The sequence below is a fragment of the Paraburkholderia sp. EG287B genome (assembly GCF_040965595.1).
GTDB lineage: Bacteria > Pseudomonadota > Gammaproteobacteria > Burkholderiales > Burkholderiaceae > Paraburkholderia.
In genome coordinates this window covers 217,447-230,721 of the sequence record NZ_JBFRCG010000014.1, presented here as the reverse complement: position 1 = coordinate 230,721, position 13,275 = coordinate 217,447, and the positions used below count along the sequence as shown (strand labels likewise).

11 protein-coding genes are annotated in these 13,275 nt (G+C 58.2%); 5 read left to right on the top strand and 6 right to left on the bottom strand.

Annotated elements, in window-relative coordinates:
• Positions 1-21 precede the first annotated feature (21 nt).
• The 5 genes from AB4Y40_RS26420 to AB4Y40_RS26400 all read left to right on the top strand — a co-directional run bounded on the left by AB4Y40_RS26420 (position 22) and on the right by AB4Y40_RS26400 (position 5,737).
• Positions 22-819 (top strand): cupin-like domain-containing protein, encoded by a 798-nt coding sequence (locus tag AB4Y40_RS26420; RefSeq protein WP_368690316.1) that lies wholly within the window; start codon positions 22-24, stop codon positions 817-819.
• Between the two features lie 59 nt (positions 820-878).
• A complete protein-coding gene (locus AB4Y40_RS26415) occupies positions 879-1,961 on the top strand; it encodes a glycosyltransferase family 2 protein (protein ID WP_368690315.1) in 1,083 nt (360 codons plus the stop codon).
• Positions 1,954-2,427, top strand: coding sequence for a GtrA family protein (locus tag AB4Y40_RS26410; RefSeq protein ID WP_368690314.1), 474 nt, complete (start codon positions 1,954-1,956; stop codon positions 2,425-2,427). Before AB4Y40_RS26415 ends, AB4Y40_RS26410 begins: the two co-directional genes overlap by 8 nt.
• 501 nt (positions 2,428-2,928) lie before the next feature.
• Entirely contained in the window at positions 2,929-4,695 is a 1,767-nt protein-coding gene (locus AB4Y40_RS26405; RefSeq protein ID WP_368690313.1) for a hypothetical protein, read from the top strand.
• Positions 4,696-4,822: 127 nt separating this feature from the next.
• Positions 4,823-5,737, top strand: coding sequence for a transcriptional regulator (locus AB4Y40_RS26400; protein WP_368690312.1), 915 nt, complete (start codon positions 4,823-4,825; stop codon positions 5,735-5,737).
• Positions 5,738-5,862: 125 nt separating this feature from the next.
• Here the strand turns inward: AB4Y40_RS26400 and AB4Y40_RS26395 are convergent, their stop codons facing one another.
• The 6 genes from AB4Y40_RS26395 to AB4Y40_RS26370 form a co-directional block, all read right to left on the bottom strand.
• Positions 5,863-6,939: a glycosyltransferase gene (locus AB4Y40_RS26395; RefSeq protein WP_368690311.1), complete on the bottom strand. Its 1,077-nt coding sequence runs from the start codon at positions 6,937-6,939 to the stop codon at positions 5,863-5,865.
• 12 nt (positions 6,940-6,951) lie between these two features.
• Complete coding sequence (locus AB4Y40_RS26390; protein ID WP_368690310.1) at positions 6,952-8,058, bottom strand: glycosyltransferase family 4 protein; 1,107 nt, start codon at positions 8,056-8,058, stop codon at positions 6,952-6,954.
• A 241-nt stretch (positions 8,059-8,299) separates the two neighbouring features.
• The gene (locus AB4Y40_RS26385) at positions 8,300-9,394 is read right to left on the bottom strand and encodes an acyltransferase family protein (RefSeq protein ID WP_368690309.1); all 1,095 of its coding nucleotides are present in this window, start codon (positions 9,392-9,394) and stop codon (positions 8,300-8,302) included.
• An 86-nt stretch (positions 9,395-9,480) separates the two neighbouring features.
• Entirely contained in the window at positions 9,481-10,422 is a 942-nt protein-coding gene (locus tag AB4Y40_RS26380) for a glycosyltransferase family 2 protein (protein WP_368690308.1), read from the bottom strand.
• Between the two features lie 139 nt (positions 10,423-10,561).
• Entirely contained in the window at positions 10,562-11,860 is a 1,299-nt protein-coding gene (locus AB4Y40_RS26375; RefSeq protein ID WP_368690307.1) for an oligosaccharide flippase family protein, read from the bottom strand.
• Positions 11,853-13,253, bottom strand: a complete 1,401-nt coding sequence (locus tag AB4Y40_RS26370; RefSeq protein WP_368690306.1) for a hypothetical protein — start codon at positions 13,251-13,253, stop codon at positions 11,853-11,855. The genes AB4Y40_RS26375 and AB4Y40_RS26370 overlap by 8 nt, the downstream gene beginning before the upstream one ends.
• Between the last annotated feature and the right edge of the window lie 22 nt (positions 13,254-13,275).

The following is a 13,275-nucleotide window of genomic DNA, read 5'->3' as shown; positions in this document are numbered from 1 at the left end:
ATCGAGGAGGTCGCCCTCCGCATGCTTGAAAAGAATGGCAACGTCCGCGCGATCAACTTCAAGAATAGTTCGCTGGAATCCAGGTTCAGCGCCATGCCGCATAGCACGCGGCTGAAAGAAGCGTTTGCGAGCGTTCACGAAAACGACTCATGGATCAAGCTGACACAGGCGCACCTTTACGACGCGGACTACGCCCAGGTCCTTGACACGATTACCGCAGAGCTCGAGGAGTTGTCCGATTACCCGCTGCGCAGCGACATCACCCTGGTGACGATGACGTTGCTGGTCTCGTCACCCAATATCTCGACGCCCTTTCACATCGATCACGAAACCAACTTCCTCTTCCAGCTGCAGGGCTCGAAAGACGTATGCCTCTTTCCGGCTACCGATCGCGAGCTGGTGCCGGACCAGGAAGTGGAGCGCTACTACGCCGGCAACTTCGAGGCCGCGCGTTATCGCCGTCAACTGCAGAGTCGCGGCACGATCTTCCGGCTCAATCCGGGCGATGTGGTGCATCACCCCTCATTGGCGCCGCATTGGGTCAAGAACGACGACAACATTTCGGTGAGTATCAGCATCAACTACTGCATGAGGTCGCTCGAGCAGCGCGCGCGGGTTTATCAGGCCAACTACGTTCTGCGCATGATGGGGCTGAAGCCGTTGCCGCCCGGTGTCTCACCATTGCGCGACAGCTTGAAAAGAAAGGTCATCTCGACGCTCGAACACCGCGATCCCAAGACCTTCGCGGAAGTCGTTCACGCGCCGGTGACCCGATTGAAGTCCCCGCTGAACGCGGTTCGGCGTCTGGTCAAACGCTGAACGCTCGCGATTCAATCAATACGCCAATCGCACAACCGCGGCATCTGCGCGAGGTAATCATGGACTATATCGGCCGCCCTCACTTTCTGGCTCCGGAGCCTCTCCTGAGGGAAGCGTCAACCTCGCCGGCAGGCGCACGCGAGACGACTGCGCGGTCCAATCCTGCGCTTGCGGAGGCTCCCTCGGTCAGTGAGCCCTGCCTGTTGTCGCTCGTCGTGCCGTTCTTTAACGAGGAGGAGATGATCGGCGCGTTCTTCAGCACGGTCACTCCTGTACTCGAATCGATCGACGGAACCGAGTTCGAAATCGTCTGCGTAAACGACGGCAGCCGCGATGACACGCTGGGCATGCTGATCGGCATGTCGAAAGAAGACAGCCGCATCCGTGTCATCGACCTGACGCGCAACTTCGGCAAGGAGGCCGCACTTTCGGCAGGGCTCGACGAAGCGCGCGGCGCCATAGTGATTCCTTTCGACGCGGACTTGCAGGACCCGCCGAAAATCATTCCGCTATTGGTCGAGAAATGGCGTGAAGGCCACGATGTCGTCGTTGCCAAACGTGTGAGCCGGCTCACGGATTCCTTCCTCAAGCGCCAGACCGCGGCGATCTTTTATCGCATTCACAACGCGATGTGCGACACGAAGATCCCCGAGAACGTGGGTGACTTCCGTTTGATCACACGGGAGGTCGTGGACGCGCTCAAACAGCTCCCCGAGACGCGCCGCTTCATGAAGGGGCTGTTTGCCTGGGTCGGCTACCGGACTGCAGTCGTCGAGTATGTGCGCGAGCCTCGCCTCGCCGGCAGGTCGAAGTTTTCGGGCTGGAAACTGTGGAACTTCGCGCTGGAGGGCTTCACGAGTTTCAGCACGCTGCCGCTTCGCGTATGGACTTACGTCGGCAGCTTCGTGGCATGCATCGCGATGATGTATGCCTCGTTTCTCATTGTGCGAACCTTGATTCAAGGGGTCGCCGTACCCGGCTACGCGTCATTGATCTCGGCCGTGCTCCTGCTCGGCGGGGTTCAGTTGATCGGAATAGGCGTACTTGGCGAATACATCGGCCGCATCTACTACGAATCGAAGAATCGGCCGGTTTATCTGATCCGCCGTCGCTATCAATCTGCAGGCACGAGCGATGCCTGATCTGCGCGCGGCAAGAAGGTTTGTGGTCTATGCGGGCGTCGGTGCGATCGGCACCGTCGCACAGTATTCGATTTTGATTGCGATGGTCCACTCCGGTCTTGCCTCCCCGGCGGTCAGTTCCATGGCCGGGGCGACCGTCGGCGCGATCGTCAACTACAGCCTCAACCGCCAGATCACGTTCCGAAGCAAGAGCAATCCCCTGTCGACCGCGCCGAAGTTCGCCATCATCGCCTTGCTCGGCGTATTGATGAACGGTGTGTGCATGAAGTTCTTCGCGACGGTTCTTGGGTTGAACTATCTGATTGCCCAACTGATTACGACCGCGCTCGTTTTGGGCCTGACTTATCTGCTCAATTCGAAGTGGACGTTTAAGGAACACGGGCGCCACTCCAATCCGAGCTCGAATGCGTCTCTCACCGCGACTTTCGATAAGGTCCCGTCGCCGGACGATGCTCGGTCGACCTAAACGCTGCAAATCGATCACGACGCAGGCCAATGCTTGCTGCGGAGGACACGACCGCGCTGCTGGCCCATTTCCTTTTCGTGGCAGCAGGGCATCCGGCTTGACACTGCCCCTGGCTCATTCAGGATGCGCACGTCCGCAGTGCCAATGCGTACTGGAGCCGCCGCGAGCCATCCGCGCGAGCACGCAAGCGACGCCCGGCGCACCAGCGTGTCGTAATTCCGGTTGGATTCCCCTCGTACAGACGGCTGCTTTGCGTAACTTGAGGATACGTTTCCAGATCTGGATGACGGCTGGCAACGCATGGTCCGCATGTGAGGGTACCCTGACGAAACGGCTTCGTTCGAGCGAACACCGCGTTGCCCAACGCACAGAGAGCTTAGCGCTCCCCGGCTACATTCGTCGCATGTCCTGGAATTTGCGTTGACCATAGGGCTGATCGGACCACAGGGCGACTAACGCCCTTATCTATTGGTCTTCTTGCCGCGAACGTGGAGGTGCTAGATGACAATAAAATGGCCGCCGGGGAGCGTGCATCTCGCCATTTCCTGGATCATTATCGGCATACTCGGTATGGTCGAAGGACTTTACGGGCGGACGCAATATTACGGCGACTGGATATCCTATCTGAACGTCAGCTGGGCCGTTTCAAACGTTGATTGGCGAGAAATTTTCAACCCATTCTGGAATCCTGGATATCCAGCGCTAGTTGCCGTGGGGCGCGCGCTAGCCGCCCCTACTCCGGAGGGTGAATGGTATGCGATAACGGTAGTCAATTGGCTGATCTATCTGGTTGCATATGCAGCCTGGCGTAGCCTGATCAAGAATGCCCTCGCGCTCTATTGGCCACAGTCTCTCGCGCTGATCAGACATCCATTTACGATCTGGATTGGAGTGTGCGTTTTTCTTGGTGCCTGCCTGGCGCTTAACCCTGTTTCAGCCGCGTGTCCGGACCTGCTCGTGACCACGGGCTTCCTCCTTGCTTCGGCTCAGCTTCTATCCCTTATCCGGCGGCGGGACGTGTTAGCAGCGATCTTGCTTGGCTTGATCCTTGGTATCGGCGTATGGGTAAAAGGCGTATTCACTCCATTTTCTTGCTTGTTTATTCTGACGCTGTTCATTTATTGCTGTGCGAGGGGTAGCCTGTGGCGACCATTCGGTGCGGTTGTGGGAACCTTCGGGGTGTTCTTCGCCATCTATATCGCCGGGATCTCGTGGTCGAATGGCGGATTGACTCTTGGTGCATCCGGTGCCCTAAACTTCGCCTGGCACGTGAACGAGTTACCTCACTTTACCAATTGGCAAGGGGGACCGGAGCAGTTCGGCCGGCCAATTCATCCAACCAGTCAGCTCGTAGCGGGCTTGCCAGCTTTCGGCTTTGGAACAACGTTCCGTACGACCTACCCTCCCTACAATGACATCGCATACTGGTACCAAGGTGTTCGGCCATTCTTCAATTTAAAACTCCAGGTAATCGCACTGGGGCGATCACTTTGGAGCTTGCAACAGATACTCAGGCAACATCCGGCTGTACTAGCTGTGGCCGCGGCCTTTTTACTACACCTTGCCAGGCGATCATGGCGAGCTTCGCTCGTTAAGATAGTGATCCGAATCTGGCCATTGCTATTACCAACCGTCGGAGGCTTTGGCACGTACTTTCTCGTGCATGTCGAAGATCGTTATCTCAGTGCCTTCGTCATGATTATGGCGCTTCTGTCCTTAGCGCCATTGGTTGAGGCGACGCTGCCTTCCCGTCGCGTGCTCGCCATTGCTTTAGCCGTAATCTATAGCGCAGGTGCTCTCGGCGAACTTGTGTTTGCCGATGCATCTACGCTCAAAACGGCGTTTCGCCATACGGACTTTCACGACGACCCGCAATGGCGCATCGCCACCGCTCTTACTGCCTCCGGGTTACGGCCGGGCGACCAGGTGGCCGTTATCCGGGATTCCATTCATGCTGTCAAGGTCACCTGGGCCTATGTGTCACGCTTGCGCATCATCGATGAGTTCGGCGGTCTCCCGTATCGGATTGAACCTACAGATCGCACCCGGTTCGATCCTGTCGACGCAAACCCTTTTCCGGACTACGGTGAAATATTTTGGACACAACTTACTCCACAACAGCGTGACCAGGTCATGAAGGCGTTCTCTCAAAGCGGGGCGCGAGCGGTCGTGTCGCTATCGATGCCAAAAAGTCGGCCCGATCCCGGCTGGGTCCCGCTCAAGGGAACGTCTGCCTGGATTTACACCTTTTCCAGTGTGACCAAATAGGTCGAAAGCCATAAATCGGACTAGTTTCATTACTTGCAAAAGTTTCGCAGATTTCCCGCGACTGGGTACCTTCTTGCCAAAGGGTTTTGCTTTTCCCAAACCAAATCAGACTGCTAGGAGCGATCACATGGAGACGTCGACGTTTCCCCCTGTTCTCGAAGCGGAATTGCCTGACAAGTGGATCGACGCGGATTCCTCGGTGTTTCGGGAGAATTTCGAGCGCAAGAGCTTCGACGTCTCCCACCACCTGGCGTCTCATCCGCTCTTTCAGCTTCCTCAATTGATGGAACTGGCGGAGCGAACCCTGAAAACACGTCCCGATGACCTCTACTTCGACATGGGCGATGTCGCGCCCGGTCAGAAATGGAAAGATACGAATCGTGCGTTCTCGCCGCTGAATGCATTAAAGCAGTTGGAGGACTCCAACGCCTGGTTCATTTTCAGAGGCCCGCAACAAGATCCGGCCTACGCCGAGCTGTACAGGCATGCGATGGCGGAGATCAAGGGTATGGTCGGCGGCGACATCGAATCGCAGATCAAGCGGGAAGACCTCATCATTTTCGTGACGTCACCGAAGCGTGTGACCGCGTATCACATCGATCGGGAATGCAATTTCATTCTTCAAATCCACGGGCAGAAGGATTTGTACGTCTTTGATCGGGAAGACCGGCAGGTGCTTCCGGAAGAAGAACTCGAGCGATTCTGGACGATCGATCACAACGCGCCGAACTATCGACCCGAGTTGCAGGACAGGGCGAAGACATACAGACTGGCCCCCGGAAAGGGCGTTCACGTTCCTGTCAATTGCCCCCATTGGTTGAAGAACGGCGACAATATCTCGGTAACGTTGAGCGTAAATTTTCAGTTTCTCAACACGCTGCGTGCGGATGTCTATCGGGCCAACTATTACCTCCGGAAGCTTGGACTCAACCCCACGCCGCCTGGACGAAGCGCGGTGCGCGATCGCGCCAAGGCTGCGGCGTTCTCGGCGGTGAATACCGCCCGCCGCGTCGCGAAGTCGACCCTGCAAGGAAGCGACTAGTCTTAACGTGTTGCCCTGGCCCGCCCCGGCCCACCGTGGCGGGCCTTGTTGTTGTACGCACGAGCAATGGGGATCACCAGCAGCCCTGTTGGCTTCCCCAATTGTGACCAGCTCGAGTCAGCGAATCACCCGACCTGTTCAACCAGCGCTCTCCAGCTAGCGAGTATCGGTTCGCGCGCAAACATCTGGAGGTGCACGCGCGCCTCGGTAATTCGCCGACCACGCTCCTCATCCGGCATTTCGGCTAGCGAACGCATACCGAACGCGATGGATTCGCGAGCAAGCGGATCGGCGCACAGCATCGCAGCGCCGCCGACTTCCGTCAGGATGCTCCCGCGAGAAACGAGGCATGGCAAATCGTGCTCTATCGCCTCGATCACCGGCATACCGAATCCTTCCAGCAGACTCATCAGCACGAAACCCGAAGCGTTGCGATAAAGCCAACGAAGCTCGTCATCTTTGGTATATCCGGGCATCACGACACCCGGAGATTGCTTCGCGAGTTCAATTGCGGCGTCCGCACCAGACTCGCGCCCTCCGACAACAACATACTGCCACCCTTTCTCCACAAGCCCGCTTGCCGAGAACGCCTCGATACAACGGGCCTGGTTCTTGCGATCGCCGATATTCCCCACCGTCAGCAGAAAACGGCGCGAAACGCCTTCCACCGGACGCCCCTCTCCTTTCTTGACTCCCAAACGGGTTGGAATATAGATGACATTCGACGAGGCAAAGTCATTGCCGTACAGCGCGTGAAATTCCCGCTGCGACGTCTTGCTGACGAAAACCATATGGGGCTTCATCCGCCGGATCTCGTCATAAGCCCGAACATACAATTCATTGACACCGGGCGCGAAATACTGAGGATGTGTGATCGGACCCACATCGTGGCACAGCACGATGTCTCGTGCTTCCAGGCGATGGCGCACGACGCTGAGCGGGTCGAGATGCAGCGTAGGGCGTGGATCGCGGATTACCGGCAAAAGAGCAACCAGCGGCGACCTGTTGACCCGCGCAATGGTTTCCTTGTGGGTCAAGCGGCCCGCGATCCGGCGCATCAGATCATTGTGGGGAAATTCGTGAAATCGTCCGTAGTGGACCGTCGTCACCCTGGTCCCGAGCGTCGAAATGATGTCCTTCCCCAAAAAGAGCTTGCCGGTTCGATCATTGAGCGCCAATGAGAAGTCGACATCAATAGACATTACGTGCCCCCATCAGCCGCTCACGGCCTTCACGGTATCGAACATGCTGCGCGCCGCCTGTCTCCAGGTGAAGCCGCCAGCCTGCCGGAGCCCGGCGGATATCAGCGACTGCCGCACAGGTTCATCGTTGAGTACGGTCAAAATATTCATCCGCCAGGCGTCCGGGTCGAACGGATCGGCATAAAGCACCGCCTTGCCGCAAACTTCCGGCAGCGCGCCATACGGCGCAGCGACGACCGGGCAACCCAGCGCCATCGCCTCCAGCGGCGGCAGACCAAACCCTTCCGTAAGCGAGGGAAAAGCAAGTGCGCCGGCATGGGTCATCAGCCCGACGAGCTCGGCGTCGCTAATGCGGCCGGTAAATCGCACGTTGGGCGGCACGACGTGCCCAACACTTTCGAAGTCGGCCTGCGTCGCGTTGCCGAACAGCACGAGTTCGACGTCGCTCAGCTGTGCGCCGGCGAAGGCCTTGAGCAAAATGCCGATGTTCTTGTGTTTCTGGGTGTTCGCGAGTGCGAGCACGTAGCGCCGTGGCTTCAGGCTCAATACAGCAAGCTGCCGTGCGTCGGGCTGAACCTGCAGAACATGGTCGCAGCCGTTGTGCACAACGACAATCTTGTCGGCGCTGGCAACGCCATAGCGCACAAGCTCGCCCTTGGAAAACTCGGATACGGTAAAGATAATCTTGTGCCGTTTGCCGATGAAAAAGTAGAGCGATTTGTACCAAAGCCGGAAAGGAAGTGAATAGGATTCCGGGGCCGAATACACCTGTGCGTCGTGGATCATCGTTGCCGAATCCCGATGAATCAGTGGCCCGAGATTGCACAGATTAAGAATAAAGTCCCTTCTGCGAGCCAGTGGAAAATAGCATTGCTCCCACGCGATGCGGTGAATCTTGCGAACCCAGCGACTCTCGCGAACGCACGAAATATTGCGGTAAAGCGGAATCTCGACGCGGTCTCTGACAACGAGGGCGCAATCGAGGCCGCTGCCGGCTTGCCCGGCAATCAGCGCGTCGGTCGCAGCAACGAGTTGCTCGGCCACCTTGTGCACGCCCGTCGGCGCTGCCCCGAAGAACTTGCCATTGAACGCTATCGTCTTCGACGCGATCGTCTTCATAACCCTCTCCACGTTCAAGCGTCAATGGCCCGGCAACCGATCAGATGGCCGCTCAAGCGGCAGCCACGATAGCTCCAGAGGTTTCGAGCAGGGTTCGCACAACGCGATGTCCGTTCTGACTCAGGACAGTGCGGCTTTCTCCGACGGGTATGCTATCGACCCAGCCGGCGCAGCACTGCTGGATACCGCACGCAAACGCGTGCGTATTCAGCCTGCGCACGCGCGAGCGCTACGCACGGCCTCAAACGGGTGTATCGGCCGCCGTGGTGTCGAGAACCGCTTTAGGCGTCGATCGGCCAAATCGGGATACGAGCCAGGCACGGATGGGCGTATCGATGAAACGCATGATGAGATAACTGGTCAGCAGGATCGCGGGCAAGAACACGGCGGCCTCCAGAATCGGATCCTTTCTGTGCATCAACTCCTGATAGATGCCGTTGAGCCAGACGAACGTGGGGTAATGCAACGCGTACACGGGATACGACAGTTCCCCAAGAACGAGCGCGGCCGTGCGCACAGGCCCGGTAAGCGCAATCGACGATCCGCCGAGGATCAGCAACGGCATCACGGCGGCAGCCCACAGCCACTGGACGAAGAAGGGGATCTGGCCATTCCACCCCATGATGACCAGGGTTGCGACGCACGCCGGAAGAAATAGCGATTTCCAGATCTTCAACGAGAGCAGCCCGAATTTCACATGGCTGTGATAAAGCAGGACGCCCAGATAATAAGCGCCAAATACACGCGGAAAGCCGGAAAGGAAGGTCTGCGGCGTATCGCCTCCCATACCGAATTCCGCCGTAAGCGCGTAGCCCGTGACCGCCACGACGAGCGCGAACTTTATTCCGTCGAATCGCCGTGTGAGCATCCAGAAGAGGTTGACGACCAGCTCGAGGAAAAGCGTGTATTCGGGGCCATTGAGCGGAAACACCTGCGGCCCGCCAATTGCATGCGGAGCGCCGAAGGTCGGAATGCACGATAGCCCAAGGAGCGTGGCGGCCGCGAGCCAGCCTGGAGAGATATCGGAATCGTGAAGCAGAACATATCTCGCCGCCAGATACGATGCGCTCAACAGGGTTCCGATCACGATCATCGGCATCAGCCGTATGAGTCTGATACGCGCGAAAAGCGCACCGCTCAGTCCTCTTTCGAAGCGGCCACGATACGCCACGCACAGGACATAACCCGACAGGCCAAAGAAAAAGTCGACGGCAATACCGGCGTTGGGGGCCAACCATGGGATCCCCAGCCAATGATTAAGGTGAAAGAGCAGGACCGAGATGGCTGCGAGGCCACGCAGGCAATCGGGCACCGCCAAATGGGAGTCTTTTTTCATCGCGTGCGACTAACACCAGCTCTCGAGAAAACCTTCTCCGCTACTAATATGTTGTCCGAATCGGAAGTACCTCAGAGGCTTGATTGCTAAAAACTCTCAGGTCGCTCAGGCGTGAGCCTTCCACGAAAGAAGTCCCACAAGCCGATCAGATTCCCCATCAGACGCCCTCGCCGGTCGATCCATGGCTCCGGCGCAAAGCTTCGCACGACGTTGCTCGCGATATTGCGTATGACATGATCGACCGCCGGGCGCAAAGGCATCGTCTTCTTTTTCACCAGATAAAACGGATTGATCACCTGCGAATAACCCAGCTTGCATCCGGACACCCTGCCGCGTTTGACGCCCAGGTGCACGCCGAGCGCCGTGTTGATACGCACGACGAGATAGCCCCGATTCCAGATCTGGCCTCCGAAATCGCGATCCTCCTGCCAGCCATAGAGAACGAGGCGCTCATCGAAGCGCAGACCAGCGATGCTGCTGGCGCGGAACGCCATGTTGCACCCGTAGGGACCGCCGGTCGGCGCGACGATCAACCGTTCCGGAAGATCGCCGATCCTCGCAACGATGTCGCGCCCTTCTTCGACGGAATAACCTGGCCCATGAATGCCATCCGCGATGACGGTTCCGGTGACACAGGCAATGGATGGATCGCTGTCCAGCGCCTTGAGGACTTCCGCAGTCCACTCGCTATGCATCAGAAAGTCATCGTCCAGAAAAATCACGACGTCGACATCGTCAGGCACATGGTTCAATGCATGATTGCGTTGCGTCGTGAGCCCAGGTCGCCCCTTCAGGACGATCATGCCGGGTTGGACTGACAGGTCGGCAACGTCCTCGTCCGAGACGCAGGAGACGATGATCAGATCAGGTTTAACCGTTTGCAAATCGACGAAGGCAACGACATCCCTGAGAATGTCTGCTCGACCACGAGTGGCAAAGATCAGGCAGATTTTCCGGTCTCCGCCAGGCGAAGGTTGACTCATTGGCCCGGCCATCGTGGCTCGCGAACTCAAGCTCGATTCCATCATTGACCTCTTCGATCATTACCGGCAGGACTGCGGAGGGCGCTGCATCGGCATGCGAGGCATCGCACGCCTGCCTGCCGCACGCGGCCGCGGATCTCACGCGTACACCACCACGCATGCGCAAAGCGATTGCCGGCGTTCGTTATTCGAGCCATCTGCCAAATCTCGCCGGCAAGGAGAAACCTTCGTCGAATCCGAAAATCTCGCGCAACAAGCCTGCTTTCCAGATTCCGAAAATCAGCATGACCAGCAATGATCCTTCCGCGAGGATTCGCGCGTAGACCATACCTGTGGCCCCCCAGTGGCTGGCAAGGGGAATGGCCACCATCAGGTTCACCACCGCGCTGATCACACCGCTCCAGGCAAGCTGCCTTTCGAGTTTTCGGGGAATCAGGAAATAGATACCGAGTACCCGCGTGCAAACGGTAAGCGGCAGAATGAAGATCATGATATTCAGAACCGGGACGGCATGGCGGAGCTCCGGTCCAAATACCAGCGGTATGAGCCATTCAGAGAGCAGTCTCGTGAGGATCACTCCCGCAACCGCGCCGACAAAGAAGACGGCAAACGTGCGCCGGGCAAGCAGATTCGCCCGGGCCGGGTTACGGGTAACCAGATACATGACCTTCGGCGCCAGAATCTGGGCGGCGGGCGCCATGATGCTCAATGCGGCACCCACCAGGCGCTCGGAGAGACCAAAGGCACTCACTTCCTGGGCCGCGGCCAGCAGCGACAGAATGTAGGTGGAAGCATCCAGCACCAAAACCGCTGTTCCACTGTAGATGAAGATCGTAGCCGACCGTTTGATCAGACCCATGGCCGCACGCACGGGTGAAAGGAAGCCGCTGTATTCTTTTCGGACAAGCCAATACGCCACCAGCGTCTGGATCATGCTGGAGGTAAAAATCACGGGAAACGCCCGGTCGACATCAGCCGGTTTGCGAATGAAGGTAAAGATCAGTGCGAGCGAAAGCAGGAGCCCCAGTACTTCGATCAGGACATTCGTGCGCGGGCGTCCCGTGCTGGTGAAATACCAGCCAATGTTAAAGGCGGACAGCAGCCCTCCCGCAACGACGAAAAACCCCGCAAGCGGCACATTGGCAATGATGTCCGACCTGCAAACCGCGATGCCTCCGACGATCGCACCGGGAACGGACAATAGCAGCCGGGCCGTGAATTGGTCCCGAAAAATCGTATCGCGTTCGCTCGCGACTTCGGTGTGGACGATATCCCGTCCCCCGATGGTAGAAAATCCGAAGTTGACGAGCAGCCAGAGAGCACTGGAAAGCGACAGTCCGGCCAATACCACGCCGTAACCACTCGAACCCAGCACTCTTCCGTAATAAGGAATGAGAACGAGTGGGTAGAGGTAGCGAATTGCGTACGAAAAATAAACAGCCAGCAGTTCCAGCTTTGACAGCGACGAATGCACCTTATTCATGAGCCCCCCTGGCAACCCATCCGCCACGCGCGGGCACACGTCGCAGCACACGCGGCGAGAGTGCGCCCGCTGCGGCCGCAAATAAATAAAAACACGTACCGAGTTCGAAGACGCTAAGCGAAGCCGAGGCGACGATCAAAGTGGCGATCATGGCGTGACGCGCCGCATAGGCGATGGCCCGCTCCGCGAACGGGTAATGGCCAGGCACCGGCGTGAGCAGCGTCTTGCCAAGGAACGTCCCGTAACACACCACACCCACGACGCCAAGGCTCGCCACCAGCACCACCAGAAAGCTCGACGCACGAATGCTTCCCAGCCCAACGCCTATTCCATACGTATCGAAGAAGTTGGTGATGCCCTGAGCATTCCAGCCCATTCTCTCGACGCCGGAGTCACTGCCCGCCTTGCTCAGGATCGCGGCATCGACGAAATCGCCGAGCACTTTCACCACGCCCGGCAAAAAGACGATCACGTAGAGCACGCCCAACAGACCCGCGCATGCCGAAATAACAGACAGCCGTTGCTTGCGTACCGGGGCGAAACGCGAGATCACCGCGGGCCGGCTAAAGAACAGTACGAGCTGATACGCGCCTAAACCGACATAGGCGGTTCCCGAAGTCGACAGCAGCAGGAGGCATCCTGTCGCAATCGAAAGCGGACCGGCCAGTTTCGGGCGATAGCCGACGAGCCAGAGATTCAGGCAATAGACAAAGATCGGCAGCGTAAAAGCCGCAAAGCCGGACGTTTCACTGAACGTGCCGCTGATGCGGACCATCCCGGCCATTTCCTGGCCGGTCAAATCGGCGAACTGCGCCGTCTTGATAGCCGAGAGAACGTCGAGGCCCGCCGCGTGCGCAACGATATCGATCACGCCGGCAAGCGCGTCGAGCGAGGCGAGCAGGAAGATGGCGTTGGCGAACGTCCGGTATACACCGCGATATTGCAGGAACGCAAACATGGAGCAATACACGATGACGTCGGCGACGCAATAGATCGTCTGGGACAAATTGCCGGACACAGGGCCAAGCGGCTGCAACACGATGAACTGGCTGCTGCGGTCGACAGGGAACACGAGTGTCGCGCCGCTCAGCAAACGCGGCAGCAGGATGGCACCCGTAACACCCCAGACGCAGGTGCAGAGCAGCCAGAAACCGGGCTTGCCCTGCGCGACTGCGTCAGCGAGCCCCTTCCCGCCCACGAGATTGAACGCCCTGAGTGCGAAGAACGCGAGAAAGACTTGCGCCGGCAAGATGCCGATGCCGCCCAGTCCGAGCGCGAGCGTACATCCAAACAGGGAAAACGCCGCCATGCCGTAAATCGCGCCGCGATACGACACGTAGAGCGCCGCCAGTCCGGCGACGAACACGATGACTCCGAATATCGTCAGTTCCACTTGCCGAAACCCCTATGCGTTC

Coding starts and splice junctions, on each gene's coding strand:
- AB4Y40_RS26420 (WP_368690316.1), top strand. CDS start 22: ATGCTTGAAAAGAATGGCAACGTCCGCGCGATCAACTTCAAGAATAGT.
- AB4Y40_RS26415 (WP_368690315.1), top strand. CDS start 879: ATGGACTATATCGGCCGCCCTCACTTTCTGGCTCCGGAGCCTCTCCTG.
- AB4Y40_RS26410 (WP_368690314.1), top strand. CDS start 1,954: ATGCCTGATCTGCGCGCGGCAAGAAGGTTTGTGGTCTATGCGGGCGTC.
- AB4Y40_RS26405 (WP_368690313.1), top strand. CDS start 2,929: ATGACAATAAAATGGCCGCCGGGGAGCGTGCATCTCGCCATTTCCTGG.
- AB4Y40_RS26400 (WP_368690312.1), top strand. CDS start 4,823: ATGGAGACGTCGACGTTTCCCCCTGTTCTCGAAGCGGAATTGCCTGAC.
- AB4Y40_RS26395 (WP_368690311.1), bottom strand. CDS start 6,939: ATGTCTATTGATGTCGACTTCTCATTGGCGCTCAATGATCGAACCGGC.
- AB4Y40_RS26390 (WP_368690310.1), bottom strand. CDS start 8,058: ATGAAGACGATCGCGTCGAAGACGATAGCGTTCAATGGCAAGTTCTTC.
- AB4Y40_RS26385 (WP_368690309.1), bottom strand. CDS start 9,394: ATGAAAAAAGACTCCCATTTGGCGGTGCCCGATTGCCTGCGTGGCCTC.
- AB4Y40_RS26380 (WP_368690308.1), bottom strand. CDS start 10,422: ATGATGGAATCGAGCTTGAGTTCGCGAGCCACGATGGCCGGGCCAATG.
- AB4Y40_RS26375 (WP_368690307.1), bottom strand. CDS start 11,860: ATGAATAAGGTGCATTCGTCGCTGTCAAAGCTGGAACTGCTGGCTGTT.